This is a genomic window from Poritiphilus flavus, assembly GCF_009901585.1.
Lineage (GTDB): Bacteria > Bacteroidota > Bacteroidia > Flavobacteriales > Flavobacteriaceae > Poritiphilus > Poritiphilus flavus.
In genome coordinates, this window is sequence record NZ_WXYO01000001.1 from 350,449 (window position 1) to 373,146 (window position 22,698).

Genomic DNA, 22,698 nt, shown 5'->3' on the forward strand with positions numbered 1-22,698 from the left:
ACGAGATCAATAATGGGGTACAAAGGTTTAATCGCGCTTTTAGGTATATTCACTTTATTTTTTTCTTGCAGACAGCCCAAGGAGAAAACATTAATCGGGATCTCATTTGAAACGCTACAGACAGAATACTGGGTGGCCAGCATTGATGCTTTGAAGGCCAGTTGTGAGGAAAACGAACTTGACTACCTGGAGGCGGTTGCGAACAGCGACGCCAACCGACAATTCGAGCAGGTAAATAATTTTATTTCTCGTGGGGTAGACGGTATTGTCATAGCCCCCAAAGATGCCCATACGGTGATTCCCATCATCAAGGCAGCCAATCGGGCTGGTATCCCTATTGTGGTTTATAACCGATTACCTGCGTTGAATAAAGGTACCTATACGACAATAGTGGCCGACAATTATGAAATCACCAAAAAAACCGTTCGCTATATGGGTGATTTGGCCAGGACGTCCGGAAAGAAATACAAAGCGATGATCCTAATTGGGGATTTAGGAGATACCAACGCTGTTATGAGAAGGAAAGGTTTTAACGATGCGATTCGCGAATATTCAGATGTTATTGAGCTAGTTGCTGAAGTACCGACAGAATGGAACCAGGAAAAAGCGCTGGCTGGAGTTACCAATGCGCTTCAGGCAAACCCTGATATCGGGTTCATATTCTCCTCTTCCGATTTTCTGTTCCCTTCGGTGATTTCTGCCTTAAAAAACGCTGACAAATACTATCCCATAGGTCATGAAAAACATATCATACTTGGCGGGTTCGATGGAGACGCAATGGCCTACAAGATGCTAAAAAGTGGCCACCTGGATGTAACCGGTGTTCAGAATGTCTACTACGAATGCGATTTGGCTCTTAGAGCAATTATGGGTATTTTGGAAGATAAGCCATTAGATCGAATTCTTATTGACCCCGGCTTCATTATCCACCAGCAGAACCTTGAACAAATGTCCACCTACATGTGGGGTGCAGGGCTCAACAGTACAGAATGATACAGCAAGGCCACTCCATAATCTTGAATGCAGGCAAGTTGCACATGCTTTTCGAAAACGGCTTTCTTCGTTATGTGCGTCTTGGAAGAGAAGAATTTGTTCGCATGATCTATTTTGCAGTACGAGATGCAAATTGGGGCACTGTTCCATATCGTATAGAGGGAATCTCTACCCAGGTAGACGACAAGGCCTTTGAAATCTCTTATGAAGCTATTTGTCAACAGGGGGAGATCGATTTTCGGTGGAAATGTAATATTGTCGGAAAAGAAAATCGTATTTTCTTCAGTATAGCAGGGCGGTCGCATAGTAATTTTTACGCCAACCGAATTGGTTTTTGTTTATTACACCCGATCAGGAACCACGCGGGCTTACCCATTGAGATCGAACATTCCATTGGAAGAACAAACAGCTATAGTTTCCCGGAGAACGTAAGCCCACATCAGCCCTTTACGGACATCAGTAAAATGGAATGGGAACTTGAATCAGGTAGCGCATTCCTTGACTTTAAAGGGGCCGGTTTTGAAACGGAAGACCAAAGAAATTGGCTGGATGCATCCTATAAGACCTATTGTACTCCACTGGAGCTACCATTTCCTGTATTGGTCAGGCCGCAAGACGAGGTAAGCCAGTCCATTTTGCTGAAGGTTGAGCCAAAACCCTCGTTTAAAAAACACGGCTTTTCCAATAAGCACTTCCTATCCATTTCAGATAACCACAGCCCTCTGCCCGCTATCGGGCTGGAATCTAATAAAGATGCTCTCAACCCCTGGACTATAAACAGATTAAAGGCCCTGAAATTAAGCCATGTCAGGGTTGAATTGAAATTTGATCTGGAATCCTGGCAAACAGATCTTAAATTGCGTTGTGCTCAAGCCAATATGCTGGGGGTACCTATATCCCTGCTGGTATTTGCGAATGAAAACAGAACATTATTAAGTGAAAGGCTCTCTCAGATAGCATGGAGCACCTTTGATATTTGCGAGGTCACCGTAATCGACTCCCAAAACAAATCGGCTGGCGAAGCATTCCTGGCATCTGTGCTTCCTGTTGTAAAAAGCTTTTTTCCGAACATCCCTTTGGGTAGCGGAACAGACTTTTACTTTGCCGAATTCAATAGACAAGCTCCCCCCATGGATGAGCTCGATTTTTGTTCGTTTTCAGCAAACCCCCAGGTTCATGCCTTTGATAATAGGTCCATTATGGAAACGGCATCCTCTTTTGAAGATGTAACAAAAAGCGCAAAAATACTTTCCGGGGGAAAGCCTGTACACATCTCCCCCATCACCTTAAAACCCAGATCCAATCCGGATGCCACAGAAGAACTTTCTTCAGAGCGTCAAATACAAATACGGGTAGATGAAAGGCAAAAGGGATCTTTGTGCGCCCATTGGACGTTGGCTTCCATCAAATATTTGTCAACAGCAGGAGCTGCTTCGGCCAGCTTTTTTCAAACTACCGGCAATGAAGGTCTGCTAAGACAAGAAGAAAAGCGAGTATTTCCTGTGTTCAAAATCTTCGAGTTTTTAGGGCGATATAAAGGCGGGCATTTGATACATTCTTTCAGTTCATCACCGCTGGAGTTTGAAGGGTTGGTATTGCGATACAAAGAAAAGATCTATGCAGTCCTGGCGAATTTTACCGCTGAACCGATAACTATAAATTTCCAGGACAAATCCATCACATTGAAGGCCAGAGAGCTGAAGTTCCTGGAGTAGTTTAATCCAAACGGATCAGCATGTCTTCCTCTGCTGATTCATAACTTTTCCAAACCAGTTCTACCGTTTTTAAGTTGTCCGCCCCGGTGGTCTCCGCCTCTCCTCCTTTTAAACCTTTCAAGATATCCCGTTGACAATCTACTATACTGGAATGCACAACAGCGTATTCCGGGTCGGCCCAAGGATAAACTTTTGGCCTTATAACCTCAGAAACTGTTCCGCCAGAGGTAGTGGTTTTAAGGGTATAGTCGTGGGTCAGTGCCAAAGATCCCCTGGATCCTTCCACCGAGACCAGTACCTGTGGAAACGATTCTTTTTCCAGTTTTGAGGCGTATGACATTTCTGCAAAGCACGTCATCTGGTTTTGCATCTTCATCAGTACATTGGCCACATCTTCTCCTCTTATGTTTTTGTTGATACGGCGGGTCGTACAATACAAGCTTTGAGCCTCACCAAACAAAAATCGGCAAACATCGAGTACATGCGATCCAATATCCGTGAGAATAAAATGGTCCAATTCGGCCAGAAAGGGTTGGTTGTCAAAGACCGGGAATGCGCTACAGAAAGATACCCTTGCCTTAAATGCGGTTCCGATCACCCCGGAATCCATAACTTCTTTCAATTTTCGGATGGGCGCCTGCCACCTGAAATTTTCGTTGATAAAGAACTTTACTCCCTGGGCTGAACATATGGAAACTAATTCTTGAGATTCCAGTAACGAGGGTGCCATGGGTTTCTGGCAGACAATATCCAGGCCATGTTCCGCAGCCATTTTTGCCAGGGGTAAATGGGTTTCCGCATTGGTGCAAATATCGACAAAGTCCAAATCCTCATTTGCAATTAACGCTTCCGGGCTATCATATATAGCGGGTATCCCAAAAGTTTGGGCAAGCTTTTCAGCTTTGGACCTTGTTCGATTATAGGCCGCGACGCATTGAACTCCCTCAAGTTCCTGCCAGCCCGGGATTTGAAAATTCGCCCAAAATCCAGTACCGAAAATCGCAAATTTCAGTTTTTCCATTCCAATTCACATAATCGACTTACTATCATCTATGCTCAAAAACTGCTCTTTCCTGACAGTAGCTCATTATTTAGTTGTTATATCCTTTACCTGTTCCTTAATGTCATCCATTTCAAAGATTCTTTGCCAATTTTCTTTAAACAAAATTGGTTTTGCCCGTTTACTGATTTTATAGGCAGCATCTGAAAACGACCCATTCACCTCTTTAAACAAGACCGCGATCTGAATTCTTAAATGTCCCATTACAAAATCTCTTGCTGCGGGCTCAGGTACACCGAGCTCTAGCACTTTGTCATAACCTTCTTTTACGACTTCCATGGCAGTTTGGGCGAGAGTCTCTACCATCGCCGGTTCCAAAATGGCCATCTGCTCCAGCGTAATTCGGTGTGTTTTATCGATGGGGGCGTACATTTGTTGTGAAATCGTTTCTCCAAGCTCATAATGGTCTTCCGATCCGTGCATTAAGGCCACCACAATGGATTGTTTAGCGCTTATCCCTCCATAAAAGTCCCTAAAATCGCTTTCGGTTGCTTCCCAATTAAAGATCCCGGGATGACAAGGATGTGCAATAACATAACCTAAATCTTCTCTGTGTGTGATAACTCCATCCAAAGGCGCGGCCGGATCTAAGGTCAACACCAGTGCTCCCGACTTCATTTGCGGAATCACGGTTTCTGAAATGGCTCCAATAGCGACATCCGGCACAGCCAAAATTACCACATCTGCGAGGGGAATCTCTTCATTAGCACTGCTAATGTTGACCCCTCTCTCTTTTAAGTTTTGTATTCCCTGGTCCGAAATTTCCACATATTTGACATTGTATTCGGGATGTTTTAGAAAATTATCGGTAAGCCGACACCCCATTTTACCGCCGGCTCCCATTAATACTATCTTTTTCATGTTATTCCGTTTTTGCTATGATTTTTTTTAGATATGAAATGCTTTCCCCGGCCCACAAATGCTCCCGCTTTATGGTTTCTTCCAACGTATTTAAATAATCTGACCAGACTTCTAAGGTTATTGAAATCAACTTTAGATTTTTAGCTAGAAAATCAATGAGGAAAGGAATGTCAATGATTCCTGTTCCGGCAGCACAACCTAACACCTTGAATCCCATTTTGTGTTCGAGTCTACGTATTGTAATGTCCTTGATGTGCAAGTTTACAGTATAAGCTCCCAAATTGCGAATTACCTCATGTATACCTTCGCCTGCTCCCAGGGAGTTGGCGGTATCCAAACATATCCCGACGTACTCCGGGTCTGTGCTTTCAACGATTTTGGCCAGGGAGGCCGAGGAAAGACGGTCATGGTTTTCAATTGCCAGTACAATTTCTCGCGATTTAAGTAAAGGCAGAAGCTCTTTAATGATTTCGATTATCCTTTCTACTTTAGGTTCATAATCCACATCATCAATAACTACCCTGATAAAGGGCGATCCAAAAGAGGAAGCGATTGGGACGAATTGTTCTATGCGCGCTTTGGTCAAACGCCTGGTGCCTACCTCGATTTGTACGCCCTCTTCCTTTGCCAAACCCACCAGCGACTCAAGTGCTTCGGATGAGAAATCCTGTAAGGGTATATTATCCCCTATCTGTAATCTGTCTACTCCGAATTCCACCGCTTTCTGTATCAATGCTTTTGCATTGCTGAGATTTCCATGAGAATCCTCCGGGCTGCCTACGGTCCAGGGAAAAGTATATGAACTGATACCCAACTTAGTCATGGCATAAAGTTAGAATAAGATCAAGGCCCGGGATATCATCGGATTTGCCTATATTTATCTTATTCTATCCTAAAATGTGCCTTAGAAACCAAATCGGGCAAAATAAGACCAAATATAATGACCTCTAAACCCGCCTTAAGACATATAAACCATCAAAAACATTGCTCATTTGTTATTAAGGAAGGGCCTTTTGATCTACATACCAGTTGGCATTATCACAGTGAATTGGAGATCATGTTCTTTAAAAAAGGTAGGGTTGCCGCCATGATGGGGAATCGATTCACCGAATTTAACGAGGGTGAAATGGTACTATTGGGCCAGGATTTTCCTCATGTGATTTTTGAGCATTCAGATAAGTCAAGCCATTTAAACAACCAACCAGAAGGAGTAGTTATACAGTTTAGAGATGATTTCGCCGGCAAGGACTTCTTTAGAATACCGGAAATGGCAAGAATCCTTGCACTCTTCTCCAGGGCAGAAAACGGAATTCACTTTGACCAAAAGACTACGGCGAAGGTAAGGCGGTTTATCGATGGCATCTCAAAAAGAAACAGTACTCGCCAATTCCTGGATCTCTTGGAAATATTGATCGTACTTTCAGAAGAGAAAAGCCCGACTTTGTTGGCCACCAAGACGAAATATAACCGTTCAGAGCTGGATGAGTACCGAATGCAGCTCGTAAAGGAATACATTTATAAGAATTTTAGAAATAAGATAAAACTCTCAGAGGTAGCTGAGTTAGTAAGTATGACCGAAACCTCTTTCTGCAGATACTACAAAAGGCTCACCTTAAAAAGCATGACGCAAACATTGAATGAAATACGTATTTCCTATGCATGTGAATTGCTGCAAAAACAGCATACCAATGTTACGGAAGCATGTTATCAGAGTGGTTTCACTTCCCCTACTTTTTTTAGCAGAGTGTTTAAAAAAATTGTGGGCATGCCCCCATCGGCCTATAAATCATACGAAGGCAAGCAGGTAATTAGGTGGTAAATCGGTGTTTACCGTAATAAAAATGAAGGTTCTTTGGAACCAAAATCCATAAAGTATAAAAAGCCCTTCCTAAACTGGCTGGAACCAAAAAATCCATCTCAGGCATAGCGTGGATTTTTCGCTGTAGTTATTGGTGGATTCTTGCCTTGGAGAACGAAAAATCAGTTATATTTCGAGCTGTAATTCAACCTCTGAAAACCACTTAAAGCACTACCAACCCATGGATTACTTTGCAATCACCAGTGTACTTGTTTTTATCTCGGCCTTATTCGGGTACATCAATGCCAGATTTATCAAATTACCCAATACTATCGGGCTTACGCTGATCACCATAATCTTTACCCTGGCAGTCTTTGCCCTGAGTTATTTTGACGATACCTTACTGCGGGCGGAACGCTTTATTATTTCCAGCATTGACTTCAAGGTTGTATTGCTGGATATAATGTTGAGTTTCCTGCTCTTTGCGGGAGCTTTACATACTGATTTGCAAAAGCTAAGGGAACAAGGATGGCCGGTGTTGGTGTTCGCCACCTTTGGTGTGCTGGTCTCTACTTTTCTGGTGGGCACAGGGGTTTATTATTTGTTGATGCTGCTAGGGCTACAGGTTGAGTTTATTTATTGTCTGCTCTTTGGGGCCTTGATTTCTCCTACAGATCCCATTGCGGTTCTGGGAATCCTAAAAAAGGCAGGTGCCCCAAAAAAACTTGAGATCAAAATTGTAGGGGAATCCCTTTTTAACGACGGGGTTGGTGTGGTGATCTTTTTAACCATTTTTGGCCTGGCCAGCGGCTCGGGAAACAGTTTCTCCTTCCACGATATATTGGAGTTATTCGCGGTTGAAGTATTTGGGGGATTACTGCTTGGACTATTCCTGGGATGGCTTACTTTTCGATTACTTAAAAGGATTGACGATTACAATATTGAGGTGATCATTACCCTGGCCACCGTAATGACGGGTACGCTGATCGCTACCCATCTTCACGTCTCCGCGCCCCTTGCCATGGTGGTGGCAGGTCTTTTTGTGGGTGGCAATAAGATCAGAAAACAGTCCATGTCTGAACTAACAGAAGACTATGTAGACAAATTCTGGGAGCTGATAGACATTTTGCTGAATACGATCTTGTTTGTCCTTATCGGAATGGAGATACTGGTTTTAGACTCCAAACCGATTTACGTTTACGCGGGATTATTGGCTATACCTCTCGGATTGATCTGCAGATACCTGTCCCTTATCGGTCCGGTGCTTCTCTTCCGAAAAAGGCTGGATTTTGTACCGAATACGGCCGTAATAATGACCTGGGGCGGACTTCGCGGTGGAATTTCAATCGCACTGGCCCTGGGGCTTACGGAAGCTATGGAGCGCGATCTTTTCCTGGTAATCACCTATTGCATTGTGATCTTCTCCATACTGGTACAGGGACTTACAGTAGAAAAATTGATAAAGAAACTGCAGTTGAAGTAAACAACACCCTATCGCTTTGGCGCATGCGCATTGACAGGAATTTGAATTGCAATTCCCATCCGGCTATCCATTAGGTCTGATCAGAAGGACTAAACCTTGTTACCGTCATTTTTTAAAAGATTGAAAAACTCGGCACGCCTATCCTCATTTTCAAATACGCCGCCATAGTCCAGGGTGGTGGTATAACTTTCCTTATCCTTGATGCCTCTGGAGGAAACACATAAGTGCCTGGCATGTACAACAACGATGACATCCCGCGTACCCAACACCTCCTGAAGGTCTTTAAGAATCTGAAGACAGAGACGTTCCTGAACCTGTGGCCTGTGGGAGTAATAATCAACTAAGCGGTTTATTTTGGACAAGCCCACTACCTTTTCTCCAGGAATGTAACCCACATGCGCCTTCCCTGCGATGGGTAAGAAGTGGTGTTCACAGGAGGAGTCTATAGTGATATCCTGTTCCACCAGCATTCGTTGATAACCGTAAGTATTTGGGAAGGTAGAGATCTTTGGCTTGTTTTTAGGATCCAGACCGTAGAACAATTCTTTAACATACATTTTGGCAAAGCGGTATGGAGTTCCCGACAGACTTTCGTCTGAAAGGTCTAAACCCAACTCCTCCATTATTTTGGAAAAATGGAACTGAATATTGCTGATTTTCTCCGCATCCGTATGCGCAAATGCATCTTCTCGCATAGGGGTTTTGAGGGAAGTGCCAATATGGTTGTTCCCTATAACCTCTATTTTGGATTTATCCATAAAGACAGATTTAATGTGTTATGTGATCGGCACAACAATGCTCATCCTCACATTGGCAATAGCGACGATTGTAAAAATGAAGAAAGATCAGACCTATGGTAGGAAGATATATTACTTCCTCAGCAAGACGCCACAATTCTAATTTCTCATTGATTATGATCAAAGCCAATGCGCCCCATAAACCCCAGAAGGCATATCTCACCCACTTTTTAGAAGTTTTCCTGGCCGACCAGTACACAGCGAAAAATGAAATAAGCAGAAAAGTCAAATCCAAAGTTCCCCACCACCAGGGATGTACCTCTCCTGCAACCGCCGAACCCGCCTGGGCTACGAAAAGGAGTGGCGTTGCTATACAGTGTACAAAACACAGGCTACTGGCCATTACTCCAATAAAGTCGGATTTGGAGGTCAGATTGACTACTTTCATCATGAGCAAAAACTCATTTTAAGGTTAGACAATACGAAACTACTCTGTAGCCCCGATCATAATATCTGCGCAAAAGTAGTCTATTTTTGTAAATGCAACTCGGTTGCATTTATATTTCTTTTACTTTTGCAAAAATGTTCTGATGATCAAGACATCAAATCTGAGCTATGCCTATGAAAATGGACAAGAGTTCACTTTCCCTGATATAGACCTGGATCCAGGGGATCATCTTCTTGTAATTGGCCCTTCCGGGGTTGGCAAGACAACCCTGCTCTACCTTATGGCAGGCCTTTTGGCTCCTTTGGATGGGACCATATCCATTGCAGGAACTGACTTACATTCTTTGGCCCTTAATACATTGAATAAATTTCGGGGGGAGCACATAGGTCTTATCTTTCAACAATACCACTTCATCAAATCCCTGAATGTTTCAGATAATCTTCGCCTAAGGCAAAGTTTCCCTAAGAGCGCGAATGACAAAAAGAGAAGACTGGAGCTCGCCGAGCGCTTAGGACTGGCCGATCATCTCCATAAGAAAGTAACGGCCTTAAGTCAGGGACAGCAGCAAAGGCTTTCCATTGCCCTGGGACTCATCCACAGGCCTAAAATCGTTTTTGCAGATGAGCCCACTTCCAATTTAGATGATCTGAATTGTGTAAAGGTCATCGAGCTACTTAAGGAAGAGGCCGAAATATGTAAGAGCAGCTTATTAATTATTACCCATGATATGAGGGTAATGTCGCATTTTCAAAATCAGGTCGTACTATGAAGCTGAGTTATCTTGCTTACAGGAATATGATCTCCAAACCGCTCAACCTGATCTTGAGCCTGATGTTATTGTTGTTGAGCGTTTCATTAGTGACGTTTGTATTACAACTCAGCCAGCAATTGGGAGGGCAACTCAACAAGAACATCGCGCCTTTTGATATGGTTGTTGGCGCAAAGGGCAGTCCTTTACAACTGGTTTTGTCTTCCGTACTGCACGTTGATGTTCCAACCGGTAATATTAAATTGGAGGAAGCCAAAACCCTTCAAAAACACCCATTTGTTCAGATAGCCATCCCTGTTTCCTATGGCGACAACTATAAAGGCTTCCGTATTCTAGGCACAGAACCCGGGTATCTGGATCATTACAATACCCAACTATCCCAGGGAAAACTTTATAAAAGATCTTTCGAAGTAGTGGCCGGGAGCAATGTCGCCCGCCTGTTAGATCTAAAGGTTGGAGACCAGTTCGTTAGTTCTCATGGGCTGGCAGCTTCCGATGTTGATGTTCACGATGATCATCCTTTTATCATAACCGGGATCCTGGAGCCCTCCGGCACAGTGGTAGACCAGCTGCTGATTACCAATCTGGAAAGTATCTGGGATGCTCATGACCATGCGGAAGACGATCATAAGGAGGAAGGAGGTGATCACGATGAGGGAGAGCGTCATGAAGAGGATCACGATCATGAGGGGGATCATGAGCATGAAGATAAAGAGATAACCTCATTACTTGTAAAGTTCAAAAACCCGCTGGGCATGGTTCAACTTCCCAGATTCATCAATGAGAATACTTCCATGCAGGCAGCATTGCCTAGTTTCGAAGTACAGCGACTAATGGGACTGCTGGGTTCTGGGGTGCAAACTATAAATGGAATCGCGTTAGCCATCCTTTTAGTTTCCGGATTGAGTATCTTTATTAGTCTCTTAAGGACTATCCGGGAACGAAGACAGGAACTGGCACTTTTAAGAACCTACGGCCTGGGAACTGGACAACTTCTTGGATTGGCCCTTCTGGAAGGACTATTTTTGGCTCTTATAGGATTTGTACTAGGATGGGTTCTGGGTAGGTTAGGGCTTTGGGCAGTTTCCCTTTATACACAAAAATCCTATGGATATGCCTTAGAAATATTAGGACCAGATACTACGGAATCAGTGCTGTTTGGCCTTATTATTGTATTAGCGGTAATTGCCACCTTGTTGGCTTCTCTTTCGATTTTCAAATTAAATGTTGCTAAAACTTTATCAGATGCTTAAATCATTTTTAGTCGTTTTGTTCGTAACTTTTAGCTACTCGTTGGTGGTGGCCCAGGACCAGTTGACGTGGGAGGATTTTGCCGATGTCAGTTTTGAACCCGTATACAGCGAGGAATACGGGGTGCATTTTTTGATGCCCAAGTTTGGTGAGAAAATAAGATCATATAGAGGAAAAGAGGTAAGTATAAAGGGATACTTTTTGGATATTTCCGGTAGCGGAGAGGTATTTTTAGTGTCTCAAAACCCAATGGCGTCCTGTTTTTTCTGCGGAGCCGCAGGACCGGAAACCATTGTTGAAGTGCTCTTTAAGGAAAAGCCCGCTTTTAAGACGGACCAGATTGTAGTGGTTACCGGAGTGCTGGAACTCAACGCCAATGACGTATCCCATTGCAACTATATCCTGGAAGGGTCTAGCGGTAAATTGGTTAAGTAAAGAAAATGCGTTTATTTCTTATCATAGTGTTGTGTTTGATCGGAACAGAAATCCATGCTCAAACCCTTTTGAGCTGGGCTGATCTATCTAATGGTATTTCTTGGGATACCCCCTCACCGGAAACCTATTTTCCAGAATTCCAGGAAGCCAATTTTTCATACAAAATGAAAGGCCTGGAAGGAGAAAAGGTGATTATCACAGGCTATTTGTTGGTTATGGACGTCAAAAGGTCGGTGTACCTTCTTTCGAAAAATCCTATGGCCTCCTGTTTTTTCTGTGGTAATGGTGGTCCTGAAACTGTTGTCGATCTGCAATTTGATGAGAATCCTCCCTTTGAGATGGATGAGTTGATTTCAGTCCAGGGCTTACTTCGGTTGAACCCTGATGATCCGAATGCCTGTTACTATAAAATTGAAAAGGCGGATGCCGTGAGCCTTCGATAAGCTGGAAAATATGAAAGAAGTAGATTACAAACAGCTTTTAGAACAAAAGGGACTGAAAAAAACCAAAGTCCGGATGACCTTGATCCGGCATTTTGTCCATTTGGATCATGCCCAGTCCTATAGTGACCTGCAAGCCGCATTGGTTAAAGAATTAGACAAGTCTACCCTATACCGAAATCTCACAAGTTTTGAGCAGGCAGGCATCATCCATCGAATTAACGACCATTCCGGAGTAGCTAAATATGCCTTTGGAGAATCTCCGATTGAAGGCGACGATCATGCCCACTTTGTGTGTGAGTGTTGCGAAACAGTATATTGTATGGAGACACCGGCTCCAGGTGAATTCAATGTCCCTGAAGGATTCAAAACGAACAAGGTGCAAACTATAATCAGGGGTATTTGTGCCGATTGCTGAAAACACCCCCGGGATTCCATCAGTAATGAAAACACCTAATTGTTTTAACATTCCGGTTAAATACAAACACTATACTGGTTCCGAAGAACCAGGCCCATGGATCTTCCCCCAGCTCAAATCAATTCGCCCGATAAACAAATTATCAAATACCTGGCAGGCACTCCGGGTATTCATCTAACAAAATAGAATTTCACTATGCCATATAATCGCAGAAAATTTATCAGCTTTTTAGGTAAGGCCAGTATGGGAACCGCTATTTTACCTCCTTTTATTAGTAGTTGCGGGAACCTAGCAGATCCAACAGAAAAAACCATGGAAACCGGTCAGGGCGTGTTGGACAGGTTAAAGCAATTGAAGCTCGAGGGGCTCGCCCCGTCGAATAAAGACGATCTCCTGATGGCCAAAGGTTTAGACTATCATGTGATCGTACGCTGGGGCGAAGCGCTTGGTCCAAATGCCAGTTTTGGCTATAACAATGATTTCACCTGCTTTTTACCTCTTAGCGATGACGATCCTACCGATGGTTTGCTTTGGGTGAATCACGAATATGTCAATCCCCTTTTTGTTTCAGGCTTCGATCCCACCAAATATGAAAATCCCGACGAACATCGAACAAAGGAGCAAGTGGATAAAGAAATGTACAATGTCGGCGGAAGCATTGTACGTATAAAACAGACCAATGGCAAATGGAATATCGTAAAGAACGATGCTCACAATCGCCGTATTACCGGAAAAACACCCATAGCGCTTAATTGGGATCATCCAATCAAAGGGGCTAAGACCGTAATTGGAACAAATAGTAATTGTTCAGGCGGAATTACCCCATGGAATACCTTTCTGACCTGTGAGGAAAACTACGATAGCTTTTTTGGAGAAACGGTTTATGATCTGGACAACCAGGCTCAACACCGTCCCAGTGAAGAAGGTTGGGAAAGATTCTACCCCTATCCCCCTGAGCATTATGGTTGGGTAGTGGAAGTAGATCCAAAGGACGGATCAGCCCAAAAGCACGTAGCAATTGGCAGATACGCCCATGAGTGTTGTACGCTTTACGAATTGCCGGACAAACGTGTAGTGGCCTATTCCGGGGACGACAAAAACAATGAGCATTTGTACAAATTTGTTTCGTCTGAACCCGGTTCTCTAAAAGAGGGAATACTTTATGTAGCAGATACCGTAAATGGGCAATGGCTGGCCCTGGATTGGGAAAGCCAAACTGCGCTACAGGAAAGATTCAAAGACCAAACCGAAGTTCTGGTCCGCTGCCGTGAGGCTGCCAAGATCCTGGGTGCCACAGCGCTGAATCGTCCGGAGGATATCGAAATAGACCCCATTAGTGGAAGCGTATTCGTCTCGCTTACGAACAATACGGATAGAAACGATTTCCACGGTTCCATATTAAAAGTAGAGGAGACCAATGGGCAGTACGATTCCTTAACTTTTAAAGCTTCCACCTTTATGGCTGGCGGAGAGGAAAACGGTTTTTCCTGTCCAGATAACCTGGCTTTTGATATGGCCGGGAATTTATGGTTCACCTCAGATATTTCCGGAAGCAAGATGAACAAAGACGGTCCCTACTTACCCTTTAAGAACAATAGTCTATTCGTAATTCCACGTCATGGAAAAGATCAGGGTAAGGTCATTCGCCTGGTTTCAGCCCCCAATGATGCGGAGCTTACCGGTCCCTGGTTCTCACCGGACGGAAAGACCTTGTTTTTAAGCGTACAACATCCCGGCGAGCAAACCACAGATCTTAAAAACCCGACCAGTAAATGGCCTTTTGACGAAGATGGATTACCAAAACCCGCAGTGGTAGCTATTACCGGTGACCTCATAGAAAAACTAAACAAACTGCATCTTTTGGAACGAGCCTGACCCCCAGCTTGTCGGATTTGGGATCGGACAAAGAAGAAAAACCAGATCTTAAGAACCTGGCTTTTCTTCGATCTTTCCAATAGAATTACTCTTTAAGCGTCACCGTTCTGGTGACCTGATTAAATGGTCCTGGAATCAAATTTCCTTCTCCGTCTATTAACTCCAACTGAATGGTCACTTCACCCATTGGTAATCCCCTGACTATATGGGGAGCCCATTCAGAAATCGTAAATTCATTACCGTTTATTGTTGCCCTAACCTTATTCCCATTCTCTGAAAGCGTGGTATTCAACACAAAAAAATCTAACATCAGATTCTCCGTATCTGCACCGGAATATTCTCCTTTTGGCCGACTGTAAATCAACGTTGGGGACTCCATGTCCAATCCTAAAGTGTCTTCGGCGTCCGGGCCTACGACCATCTTCTTCACCACTACCGACCTCTCATTCTTGACAGATTCGTGGTATGAACGACTCAGGAAAGCAACCAAATGATGCACTCCATTCGGAATCTCCTTCGCGAAGGCTGGCTCATAATGAGCGGAATAGGGTTGGTTATTCAAAATAAAGTGGATGTGCTGCCCCTTACCCGAATTGGCCAGCCGCTCAGCGTTAGGGCCCGAGGTTTGTGCCCCAAGTTCGTAATTGTTCATTGTAAAATTAAAGTTGACTTCTCCTCCATCTGCAATAGTGGTGTTTTTGGGTTCTTCCAATTGCAGAACAGCATCAGCATAGGCCGGGGAACCTTCCAGTTTTTCCAGGGTAATTTGCGGGGCTTCGCTTTCCATGGATCCCTGCATTTCTCTGTCCCTGGCACTGTCCACGCTGGAATCCTTTTTCTGCTGCTTGCAGGAGACCAAAACAACAGCTAAAAGAATCAGGCTCATAATAATAGGTGGTTTATTCATTTTCATTTCTATTGGATTTAATTGTTACTAAATATTTAATGGTAGTCTTTATATAAGTTTTCTAAGTTCCAGATGGATTCTTTACCGCGATTCGTAATTGTGATATTTCCAAGTTTTATCACACTAAAATCCTCAGCGTTTATACCGCAATGTATTCGGGTAATACGACTAAATTCAACGGTATTCGAGGGGCTAATATTTATGGTTATGTCACCGCTGCCTATGCTAAGTCTGTCACCTTTTTTTTCCAGAAGCCTACAGCCCAAAAACCTCAATTCCTGACCAATGCGTTTATAGTCTTCCGGGGTACAGCTTAAAGAGATCTCCCTGATCCCCTCAAAGAGGCGATCTTTGCTATACGACTGTTGCAGGAAGTCCTCACGCGAATAGTCCGGGTGCTCTTTGTGATACAGGCTGTCCAGAAAAGCTGGGTTGTAGAATGCATACCAGGTATCCAACCAACTACCTGCACTAGGGGAATAAAAGGCTTTGAACCAGGTGGCTTCCTGATTTCCAATCGGCATATCTACAACTTCTGAGTTACTCAAGTAAGAACTTCCCGCCTGTTTCAACCTGGGTTTCACTCCCAAATGAAAATGTTCTCCTTTATTCCGTAGTGAAAATCCAATACCGCTTTTCCCAACCGGCTCTTTATATTCGTTATGAGGTCCCAGAATTTCAATATAGTGCCTGTGCCCCCTGAGGTAACAGGAAGTCGATTGATCATCTATAACGTCAAAATCAGGTAAGCCCTTGTCAATGAATGCATATGAGTTTTTCCAGGAAGTATTCTGAGTCAGATCAGCGTATGAACTGCTATCCAGTACCACATAAAGGTGGTCAAAAAGTACCTCTGAAACGTTTTTGCCAAAAAGCGCATCAATCTTTGCGTGGTCTATCTTTGTCGATGTAACAGACGGGTTGTTCTCCTGACATGAGACTAAACCAGTTAAAAATGCGACTAGCAGACAACAAGGCCCGAATATTCTAACTAAATATCTCACAAAAACTTCTTCTATCTGAATCCATGGTACTCATTTAGGGCTAATTTGACGATCTCAGGCATTTACCAAAGCCCTTTTTGAATCGCTTGTAATTATCAAATAATCGAACTCAATATTATGAGCTTCTTCAATTTGCAACTGCAGTTGAAGCCGCAAAATGTCTTCTGTTCTAATACGGAAAGTATGTGAGGTTCCATTCAGTAGAAACGCGGCAAAACATTCCTCAAAGGGGGCTTAACCCCGGGCAATGGGGGAAGGAGGAGGCCGGGAGAATAGAATTGCCGGCGTAGCCGTGTTTGAAAGCACAGGACCAGGAAATATGGCCTTTCTTTCGAAGAGAATTGGTGTGGAAATAACCTGATCAGCAACAAAGGGAGGGTACAACATTTCCATTTGCTGCCCTTCTATGGCCTGTAGGCATAGCTCGCAATGAGCCATTGGATCAATTGAGGAATCCTGATGATCGTAGATATGGAAAGAAGAGATCTTTATCAGCAACAAGCCTAAGAGAATAAAAGCGAAACTACTTCTAAAGACCTTTTTCATACCTGACAAATTTACAAAAAAAGGTCTCAAAATGGTCTTTGCCTCCAGTTTACAGATGAGAGTTTTGCTTAGATTTTAATAAAGGATAAGAAAATCTAAAACGGATCACCCATGTTTAGCATAAAACAAATGCGGGATCCACACAACTTATCCTCGAATAATCCCGAGTATTACATCTGTTTTCTACCCCATGTTTTTTTTATCTACTTTTTTTCCGAAGGCGGGTATATATCTTCTTACAACCTATCCTTATTGATATAAAAGGGAATCATAAGATTCAGAACTAACCACTTAAAACGACTTTATGAATCAAAAACATTTATTGGTATTTGGCCTGTCATTTCTGCTATCCAACACAACCATCTTTGCAAACTATTTAGACGCCAATGGCACCGTCAAAATACAGGATTCGGTTTCCGGTATGGTAACAGGACCCGGGGGAGAGCCGTTGCCTGGCGTCAATATTGTAGAAAAAGGAACATCCAATGGAACATCCACAGATTTTGACGGTAATTTTGATTTAAAGGTCAGTAGTTACCCTGCAATTTTGGTATTCTCATCGGTTGGGTATTCAACCAAAGAAGTAGCTGTCTCAACTGCATCCAAAATCACTGTAGTACTTGACGAAGGCGTACAATTGGAAGAAATTATCATGGTTGGGTCACGTGCCCTGGCCAGAAGTTCCACCGATACGCCCTTGCCGGTTGATATAGTCGGTGTAAAGGAACTGCAGAGCACAGGGCAAATGACTTTTGACAAAACATTGCAGTACAGAATACCGTCGTTCAATACGGTACAAACACCCGTGAACGATGCTACATCGCTATTGGACCCCTACGAAATTCGGAACATGGGTCCGAGCCGAACTCTTATTTTGATCGATGGCAAACGCAAAAACCTTAGCGCGCTTTTATACGTTCAGACCGCACCGGGTCGGGGAGAAACAGGTGCAGACATTTCTGCAATTCCCATAGATGCCATTAAAAGGGTGGAGATTTTACGCGACGGGGCATCGGCGCAATATGGATCTGATGCCATTGCCGGGGTCATCAACATTATCTTGAAAAATGACACAGAATACAGTTCTGCAACACTCAGAACAGGCATCACCTCAGAAGGCGATGGTGAGGTATTCGGAATAGCTTTAAACAGTGGTGCACCGCTAGGGGATGACAAAGGGTTTATAAACTATACTATCGACTTTTCAAAAACGAGTCTGTCCAACAGGCCCGGCAAGGTCGATGCCGGTGGCGAGATAAGTGATTTTACATCGGGGTCGCCGGAAGATATCGCTTTTGTAAACGAATTCCTGTCCAGAAGGCCCGATGCAGGAAACATCAATGGTTCTCCGGAAACGACCAGTGCCAAATTTCTTGTAAATGGGGGCATAGATCTAAGCGATGAATCTGAGCTATATTTTAATGCGGCCTATGTCTATAAAAAAGTCAACAGTTTTGCCAATTACAGGACACCTTACTGGCGCGATATTGAAGATTTTCCGTACCTGGGAAACTTCTTTCCGGGCAATAACCCAAACAACCAGGGAACCAATACCGATAACTATGGAAACACTTTTAACGCCAATGGTTATGATGGTTACGTACCGACATTTGATGGCGATCTAAACGATTATAACGGCACCATTGGCTTTAAAGCTTCCAAAAATGACTGGTACTATGATGTTAGTTTAACCGTGGGAGGCAACAAACAAACTTACAAAGTGGAGAACTCACATAACAGAAACGAAGTGTTCTCCCCTTCAATCTGGAACGATATAAATGGTAATGGTATCCCTGACCCCGGAGAGCAGACACCCAGCTCAAGACTTTACCAGGAAAACAGTGCTATTAGGTTTGATCCGGGAGGCTCACAATTCAACCATGTGGTAGGTAACATAGATATTTCCAAAAAACTGACGGACAATATAAGCATTGGCTTTGGCGCTGAGTTTAGAAGTGAGAACTTCACCATTATTGAAGGTGAACTTGGGTCTTATGATGGAGGTGGGGCAGATTCCTTTGCCGGGAACAGACCTGAGAATTCAGGCAGTTTCAACAGATATAATTTTGGAGGATATTTTGATCTGGCCTGGGACATTTCAACAGATTTTCTTCTTAATGGTACAGTACGTACCGAAAACTATTCTGACTTTGGAAATGCCTTCGTATGGAAATTGAGCTCGAGGTACAAGATTGATGACAGCTTCACTCTCCGAGGGTCGCTCTCCACTGGTTTCAGAGCCCCAACACTTCACCAGATATTTACCCAAAAGACCCAATACCGTTTCGTTGCAGGACAGGGAATACAGGTTGGAGGATTCGTCAACAATGTCTCACCACAAGCCAGAATTCTTGGTATTCCTGAGTTAGATGCGGAGGAATCGGTTAATTTTACGGCAGGATTTGGTGCCAGATTGTCTAGTAACTTCAACTTTACCATTGACTATTACAATATCCGCATCAAAGACAGAATTGTATTAAGTACCGAAATTGAACCAACCGATGCGGGAAATACAGCGCTTGATGATATTTTAAGCTCCAACAACCTCTCGGACTTAAGCTTTTTTGTAAACGCGTTGGATACCAGAACTTCAGGCATAGATCTTGTGACCAGTTATAAAAATATAGGTCTTGGAGATGGCAACCTGGACTTTAACCTTGCAGGTAACTATACTATTAATAATGAACGTGACGGAGCGGTCAACAACCCATCTCTTGTAGAGGATGCCAATCAATCCGTAGTTAATGCTACCCAGGAAGCATTGTTCTTTACCTCAAGGCCAATAACAAAATGGATTTTGGGGTCAGACTACGAAATTGGTAAGTTTTTATTCTTGTTGAACAACACCTATTTTGGAAAGACCACTTTTAAACAACAAGGGCTGGATAGCAATCTGAGAACGGAGTTCATCCCAAAAGTTGTTACTGACCTGGGAATAAATTATAATGCAACCGATAAGATGACTTTGGCCTTAAACATCAATAACATTTTGAACGTTTTGCCCGAATGGCAATTCAAAGCCGAAAACGCCACCGGACAAGCTATTATAAATGATACATCAACAAATGCCTTGGGGTTAAGACCCATTGATGTGCAATCCAACCTGATTACATTTAACCAAAGGTATTCCCAAATGACCTATGATGGCTTCCATTTTAGTCAGCTGGGTACCTTGTTCAATTTATCACTCAATTATAGTTTTTAAACGTTTTTTCTGTTTGAATCAGAAGTGTTTAACGAAAACCAAACTAGTATAAATAAAGAAAATCAGGCCGTTGGGCCTGATTTTCAATAAGTACCTCGGGTGGGAATCGAACCCACACGGTATTGCTACCACTGGATTTTGAATCCAGCGCGTCTACCAATTCCGCCACCGAGGCAAAACTCCTGAGCGGCTACCTCCCGATAGGTATCGGGACCGCCGCTGAGGCAAAGGGTCTGCAAAACTAAAAAATACTTGCCAGACGCAAAATTAAAATCTCACTTTTATACTTTAGCAACCCAAATAAATTTTTAAATTTGCACCTCCTTTGCGAAAAGGGGGTCCTGTCCCGGTTTTAAAGGCCATTGAGGCAGGAAGGTTTACAAGAGATAGTTATGTCCTATACCGTTCCGGAACCAAAGATTTTTGCATGTACTCAGAGTGCCGTATTAGGTGAGAAGATCGCCCAGGCTTATGGTACAGAGCTGGGGAATGTCATTTTTTCCCGTTACAGTGATGGGGAGTTCCAGCCTTCCTTTGAGGAATCCGTACGCGGAGCCAGGATATTTATCATAGGTTCTACGAATCCCGGATCGGAAAACCTCATGGAAATGTTACTGATGCTGGACGCAGCGAAACGCGCATCAGCCAGACACATTACCGCGGTGATGCCTTATTACGGATGGGCGCGGCAGGACAGAAAAGACAAGCCCAGGGTTCCAATAGCGGCCAAACTGATAGCCAAAATGCTGGAAGCGGCAGGAGCAACCAGGATCATCACAATGGACCTGCATGCGGATCAGATCCAGGGATTTTTTGAAAAGCCTGTAGATCACTTGTTCGCTTCTACCCTCTTCCTACCCTATCTGAGAAACCTCAACCTTGAAAATCTGACCATTGCTTCCCCGGATATGGGTGGTTCTAAAAGAGCCTATGCCTATTCCAAAGCGCTGGAAAGCGATGTGGTCATCTGTTACAAGCAGCGAGCCAAGGCCAACGTTATTTCGCATATGGAACTGATCGGGGATGTGGAAGGAAAGAATGTGGTCCTGGTGGACGACCTTGTGGATACCGCGGGTACCCTTACCAAGGCCGCAGACCTCATGATGGAAAGAGGTGCGGTCAGTGTACGGGCCATTACAACACATGGATTGCTATCGGGAAATGCTTATGAGAAGATAGAAAATTCCAAATTAGAAGAGTTGATCGTTACAGACTCTATCCCGATCACTATCAAAAGCGATAAGGTAAAGGTTCTCAGCTGTGCTGAACTCTTTGCTGACGTGATGCACCGGGTGCACCACAATACCTCTATCGCCTCAAAATTCTTAATGTAAATTTTAATTTATCTAAATACGTAATGAAGTCAATTACAATCAAAGGATCAGAAAGAGAAAGCGTGGGCAAGCGTTCAACGAAGGCCCTACGTAATGCTGGAAAGGTCCCTTGCGTAGTATACGGAGGGGATAAACCATTGCACTTTTCAGCAGATGCACTCGCGTTCAAAAGTTTAGTGTACACCCCCAACGCCCACACTGTTGTGGTTGATTTGGATAGCGGTACCAAAGTGAACGCTGTAATGCAGGATATTCAGTTCCATCCGGTAACCGATGAAATACTGCATATTGATTTTTACCAGTTGTTCCCGGACAAGCCGGTTACCATGAACATCCCTGTTCGCCTCCAAGGAAACTCTCCCGGGGTACGAAATGGTGGTCGTTTGTTGTTTAGAAAAAGAAAGCTTACCATCAAGGCACTTCCGGACAACCTGCCTGATTTCTTCAACGTGGATATCTCCAAACTGAAGATCGGTCAGAATATCTCCGTGGATTCGCTATTGAGTGACGATTTTACTATCCTCCACCCAGACAGCACAGTTGTTGTACAGGTTAAAACAGCCCGTGCCGCTATTGTCGTTGAAGATGAAGAGGAAGAAGAAGGAGTGGAAGGAGCAGAAGCTGCTGAAGGCGCTGCTGAAGGTGCTGAGGCCCCTGCAGCTGAAGGTGCAGAAGCCCCTGCCGAAGCAACGGAATAACAATTATCACAATTATGCGAAAGCATCCTGTCCTGATGTAAATCGGGATTCAGGATGCTTTTGTACTTTTGGGCTTTTAGAAAACTATGATTTTCCGATTCCTTCGATCTGTTTTTGCTAAAAAGAAGTTCATACTAGAGCATACGGAACCCATGAAGAAGTATTTAATAGCCGGCCTGGGGAATATTGGGCCAGAATACCAGGAAACCAGGCATAACATAGGGTTTCAGATACTTGATGCGCTTGCTGAAAAACAGGAATTCTCCTTTGCAACAGACAAACTTGGCGACCTGGGGAACTATAAGATCAAAGGTCGCAATGTACTATGCCTGAAACCTTCCACCTTTATGAATCGCAGTGGCAAGGCGGTAAAATACTGGATGGAAAAGGAAAAGATCCCCATGGAAAACGTTTTGATCGTTACGGACGATATCAACCTTCCCTTTGGCAGCCTACGCCTTAAAGCAAAGGGTAGTGATGGTGGACACAATGGCCTGAAAGACATACAGAATATGCTGCAAACCACAAATTACCATCGCTTTCGGTTTGGGGTGGGCTCAGATTTTGCACGCGGCAGACAGGTAGACTATGTTCTAGGTAAATGGTCGGAGGAGGAAGCGAAATCGCTTAAAGAACGCCTGGCAAGAGCAACCGAACTGCTAAACTCCTTTGTGCTGGCCGGGCCTAAGATCACCATGAATCAGTACAACGGTACCTAGTC

General features: G+C 43.7%; 22 protein-coding genes and 1 tRNA gene. 14 read left to right on the top strand and 9 right to left on the bottom strand.

The window, feature by feature from the left end:
- Nucleotides 1–12: 12 nt before the first annotated feature.
- Together GTQ38_RS01320 and GTQ38_RS01325 are read left to right on the top strand one after the other, a co-directional pair.
- Nucleotides 13–993 (top strand): sugar ABC transporter substrate-binding protein, encoded by a 981-nt coding sequence (locus tag GTQ38_RS01320; RefSeq protein WP_161433422.1) that lies wholly within the window; start codon nucleotides 13–15, stop codon nucleotides 991–993.
- The gene (locus tag GTQ38_RS01325) at nucleotides 990–2,708 is read left to right on the top strand and encodes a hypothetical protein (RefSeq protein ID WP_161433423.1); all 1,719 of its coding nucleotides are present in this window, start codon (nucleotides 990–992) and stop codon (nucleotides 2,706–2,708) included. Before GTQ38_RS01320 ends, GTQ38_RS01325 begins: the two co-directional genes overlap by 4 nt.
- Before the next feature lies 1 nt (nucleotide 2,709).
- Here GTQ38_RS01325 and GTQ38_RS01330 read toward each other — a convergent pair whose 3' ends face one another.
- The 3 genes from GTQ38_RS01330 to GTQ38_RS01340 form a co-directional block, all read right to left on the bottom strand.
- Nucleotides 2,710–3,729, bottom strand: coding sequence for a Gfo/Idh/MocA family protein (locus tag GTQ38_RS01330; protein WP_161433424.1), 1,020 nt, complete (start codon nucleotides 3,727–3,729; stop codon nucleotides 2,710–2,712).
- A 66-nt stretch (nucleotides 3,730–3,795) separates the two neighbouring features.
- A complete protein-coding gene (locus tag GTQ38_RS01335; protein ID WP_161433425.1) occupies nucleotides 3,796–4,629 on the bottom strand; it encodes a phosphogluconate dehydrogenase C-terminal domain-containing protein in 834 nt (277 codons plus the stop codon).
- A 1-nt stretch (nucleotide 4,630) separates the two neighbouring features.
- A complete protein-coding gene (locus GTQ38_RS01340; protein ID WP_161433426.1) occupies nucleotides 4,631–5,452 on the bottom strand; it encodes a sugar phosphate isomerase/epimerase family protein in 822 nt (273 codons plus the stop codon).
- 117 nt (nucleotides 5,453–5,569) lie between these two features.
- Between GTQ38_RS01340 and GTQ38_RS01345 the strand changes: the two genes are divergently transcribed.
- A complete protein-coding gene (locus tag GTQ38_RS01345) occupies nucleotides 5,570–6,448 on the top strand; it encodes a helix-turn-helix domain-containing protein (protein WP_161433427.1) in 879 nt (292 codons plus the stop codon).
- 220 nt (nucleotides 6,449–6,668) lie between these two features.
- A complete protein-coding gene (locus GTQ38_RS01350; RefSeq protein ID WP_161433428.1) occupies nucleotides 6,669–7,910 on the top strand; it encodes a cation:proton antiporter in 1,242 nt (413 codons plus the stop codon).
- Nucleotides 7,911–7,999: 89 nt separating this feature from the next.
- On the opposite strand, the gene folE is transcribed toward GTQ38_RS01350, so the two are convergent.
- Nucleotides 8,000–8,668 carry a GTP cyclohydrolase I FolE gene (gene folE / locus GTQ38_RS01355; protein ID WP_161433429.1) on the bottom strand — a complete coding sequence of 223 codons (669 nt, stop codon included), beginning with the start codon at nucleotides 8,666–8,668 and terminating at the stop codon, nucleotides 8,000–8,002.
- Nucleotides 8,669–8,678: 10 nt separating this feature from the next.
- The gene (locus GTQ38_RS01360; protein WP_238857740.1) at nucleotides 8,679–9,098 is read right to left on the bottom strand and encodes a MerC domain-containing protein; all 420 of its coding nucleotides are present in this window, start codon (nucleotides 9,096–9,098) and stop codon (nucleotides 8,679–8,681) included.
- A 139-nt stretch (nucleotides 9,099–9,237) separates the two neighbouring features.
- Between GTQ38_RS01360 and GTQ38_RS01365 the strand changes: the two genes are divergently transcribed.
- The 6 genes from GTQ38_RS01365 (at nucleotide 9,238) to GTQ38_RS01390 (ending at nucleotide 14,283) form a co-directional block, all read left to right on the top strand.
- Nucleotides 9,238–9,864, top strand: coding sequence for an ABC transporter ATP-binding protein (locus GTQ38_RS01365; RefSeq protein ID WP_161433430.1), 627 nt, complete (start codon nucleotides 9,238–9,240; stop codon nucleotides 9,862–9,864).
- Complete coding sequence (locus tag GTQ38_RS01370) at nucleotides 9,861–11,117, top strand: ABC transporter permease (RefSeq protein WP_161433431.1); 1,257 nt, start codon at nucleotides 9,861–9,863, stop codon at nucleotides 11,115–11,117. The genes GTQ38_RS01365 and GTQ38_RS01370 overlap by 4 nt, the downstream gene beginning before the upstream one ends.
- A complete protein-coding gene (locus tag GTQ38_RS01375) occupies nucleotides 11,110–11,550 on the top strand; it encodes a hypothetical protein (RefSeq protein ID WP_161433432.1) in 441 nt (146 codons plus the stop codon). Before GTQ38_RS01370 ends, GTQ38_RS01375 begins: the two co-directional genes overlap by 8 nt.
- Before the next feature lie 5 nt (nucleotides 11,551–11,555).
- On the top strand, nucleotides 11,556–11,993 hold the full coding sequence (locus tag GTQ38_RS01380) for a hypothetical protein (RefSeq protein WP_161433433.1): 438 nt from the start codon (nucleotides 11,556–11,558) through the stop codon (nucleotides 11,991–11,993).
- A gap of 10 nt (nucleotides 11,994–12,003) precedes the next feature.
- The gene (locus GTQ38_RS01385) at nucleotides 12,004–12,408 is read left to right on the top strand and encodes a Fur family transcriptional regulator (RefSeq protein ID WP_161433434.1); all 405 of its coding nucleotides are present in this window, start codon (nucleotides 12,004–12,006) and stop codon (nucleotides 12,406–12,408) included.
- A gap of 195 nt (nucleotides 12,409–12,603) precedes the next feature.
- Entirely contained in the window at nucleotides 12,604–14,283 is a 1,680-nt protein-coding gene (locus GTQ38_RS01390) for a PhoX family protein (protein WP_161433435.1), read from the top strand.
- An 85-nt stretch (nucleotides 14,284–14,368) separates the two neighbouring features.
- Here GTQ38_RS01390 and GTQ38_RS01395 read toward each other — a convergent pair whose 3' ends face one another.
- The 3 genes from GTQ38_RS01395 to GTQ38_RS01405 all read right to left on the bottom strand — a co-directional run bounded on the left by GTQ38_RS01395 (nucleotide 14,369) and on the right by GTQ38_RS01405 (nucleotide 16,740).
- Nucleotides 14,369–15,196, bottom strand: coding sequence for a hypothetical protein (locus GTQ38_RS01395; RefSeq protein WP_238857741.1), 828 nt, complete (start codon nucleotides 15,194–15,196; stop codon nucleotides 14,369–14,371).
- 29 nt (nucleotides 15,197–15,225) lie between these two features.
- Nucleotides 15,226–16,194 (bottom strand): DUF5829 family protein, encoded by a 969-nt coding sequence (locus GTQ38_RS01400; RefSeq protein ID WP_161433436.1) that lies wholly within the window; start codon nucleotides 16,192–16,194, stop codon nucleotides 15,226–15,228.
- A 234-nt stretch (nucleotides 16,195–16,428) separates the two neighbouring features.
- The gene (locus tag GTQ38_RS01405) at nucleotides 16,429–16,740 is read right to left on the bottom strand and encodes a hypothetical protein (RefSeq protein ID WP_161433437.1); all 312 of its coding nucleotides are present in this window, start codon (nucleotides 16,738–16,740) and stop codon (nucleotides 16,429–16,431) included.
- 421 nt (nucleotides 16,741–17,161) lie between these two features.
- On the opposite strand from GTQ38_RS01405, the gene GTQ38_RS01410 reads away from it, so the two are divergent.
- Nucleotides 17,162–19,945 (top strand): TonB-dependent receptor, encoded by a 2,784-nt coding sequence (locus tag GTQ38_RS01410; RefSeq protein ID WP_238857774.1) that lies wholly within the window; start codon nucleotides 17,162–17,164, stop codon nucleotides 19,943–19,945.
- Nucleotides 19,946–20,036: 91 nt separating this feature from the next.
- Here GTQ38_RS01410 and GTQ38_RS01415 read toward each other — a convergent pair.
- Nucleotides 20,037–20,120, bottom strand: a tRNA-Leu gene (locus GTQ38_RS01415).
- Between the two features lie 217 nt (nucleotides 20,121–20,337).
- Here GTQ38_RS01415 and GTQ38_RS01420 point away from each other — a divergent pair.
- From GTQ38_RS01420 to pth, 3 genes are all read left to right on the top strand, one after another.
- A complete protein-coding gene (locus GTQ38_RS01420) occupies nucleotides 20,338–21,279 on the top strand; it encodes a ribose-phosphate pyrophosphokinase (RefSeq protein WP_161433439.1) in 942 nt (313 codons plus the stop codon).
- Nucleotides 21,280–21,302: 23 nt separating this feature from the next.
- Nucleotides 21,303–21,977 (top strand): 50S ribosomal protein L25/general stress protein Ctc, encoded by a 675-nt coding sequence (locus GTQ38_RS01425; RefSeq protein WP_161433440.1) that lies wholly within the window; start codon nucleotides 21,303–21,305, stop codon nucleotides 21,975–21,977.
- An 89-nt stretch (nucleotides 21,978–22,066) separates the two neighbouring features.
- The gene (gene pth / locus GTQ38_RS01430; protein ID WP_394350955.1) at nucleotides 22,067–22,696 is read left to right on the top strand and encodes an aminoacyl-tRNA hydrolase; all 630 of its coding nucleotides are present in this window, start codon (nucleotides 22,067–22,069) and stop codon (nucleotides 22,694–22,696) included.
- Nucleotides 22,697–22,698 lie beyond the last annotated feature (2 nt).

Bases quoted from the DNA above. Each gene is read 5' to 3' on its own strand.
- GTQ38_RS01410 (WP_238857774.1), top strand. From the start codon at position 17,162: ATGGTAACAGGACCCGGGGGAGAGCCGTTGCCTGGCGTCAATATTGTA.
- GTQ38_RS01385 (WP_161433434.1), top strand. From the start codon at position 12,004: ATGAAAGAAGTAGATTACAAACAGCTTTTAGAACAAAAGGGACTGAAA.
- GTQ38_RS01345 (WP_161433427.1), top strand. From the start codon at position 5,570: ATGACCTCTAAACCCGCCTTAAGACATATAAACCATCAAAAACATTGC.
- GTQ38_RS01370 (WP_161433431.1), top strand. From the start codon at position 9,861: ATGAAGCTGAGTTATCTTGCTTACAGGAATATGATCTCCAAACCGCTC.
- GTQ38_RS01365 (WP_161433430.1), top strand. From the start codon at position 9,238: ATGATCAAGACATCAAATCTGAGCTATGCCTATGAAAATGGACAAGAG.
- GTQ38_RS01405 (WP_161433437.1), bottom strand. From the start codon at position 16,740: ATGAAAAAGGTCTTTAGAAGTAGTTTCGCTTTTATTCTCTTAGGCTTG.
- GTQ38_RS01425 (WP_161433440.1), top strand. From the start codon at position 21,303: ATGAAGTCAATTACAATCAAAGGATCAGAAAGAGAAAGCGTGGGCAAG.
- GTQ38_RS01325 (WP_161433423.1), top strand. From the start codon at position 990: ATGATACAGCAAGGCCACTCCATAATCTTGAATGCAGGCAAGTTGCAC.
- GTQ38_RS01340 (WP_161433426.1), bottom strand. From the start codon at position 5,452: ATGACTAAGTTGGGTATCAGTTCATATACTTTTCCCTGGACCGTAGGC.
- GTQ38_RS01375 (WP_161433432.1), top strand. From the start codon at position 11,110: ATGCTTAAATCATTTTTAGTCGTTTTGTTCGTAACTTTTAGCTACTCG.
- GTQ38_RS01380 (WP_161433433.1), top strand. From the start codon at position 11,556: ATGCGTTTATTTCTTATCATAGTGTTGTGTTTGATCGGAACAGAAATC.
- GTQ38_RS01390 (WP_161433435.1), top strand. From the start codon at position 12,604: ATGCCATATAATCGCAGAAAATTTATCAGCTTTTTAGGTAAGGCCAGT.
- GTQ38_RS01320 (WP_161433422.1), top strand. From the start codon at position 13: ATGGGGTACAAAGGTTTAATCGCGCTTTTAGGTATATTCACTTTATTT.
- folE (WP_161433429.1), bottom strand. From the start codon at position 8,668: ATGGATAAATCCAAAATAGAGGTTATAGGGAACAACCATATTGGCACT.
- GTQ38_RS01330 (WP_161433424.1), bottom strand. From the start codon at position 3,729: ATGGAAAAACTGAAATTTGCGATTTTCGGTACTGGATTTTGGGCGAAT.
- GTQ38_RS01350 (WP_161433428.1), top strand. From the start codon at position 6,669: ATGGATTACTTTGCAATCACCAGTGTACTTGTTTTTATCTCGGCCTTA.
- GTQ38_RS01360 (WP_238857740.1), bottom strand. From the start codon at position 9,098: ATGATGAAAGTAGTCAATCTGACCTCCAAATCCGACTTTATTGGAGTA.
- GTQ38_RS01395 (WP_238857741.1), bottom strand. From the start codon at position 15,196: ATGAAAATGAATAAACCACCTATTATTATGAGCCTGATTCTTTTAGCT.
- GTQ38_RS01420 (WP_161433439.1), top strand. From the start codon at position 20,338: ATGTCCTATACCGTTCCGGAACCAAAGATTTTTGCATGTACTCAGAGT.
- GTQ38_RS01335 (WP_161433425.1), bottom strand. From the start codon at position 4,629: ATGAAAAAGATAGTATTAATGGGAGCCGGCGGTAAAATGGGGTGTCGG.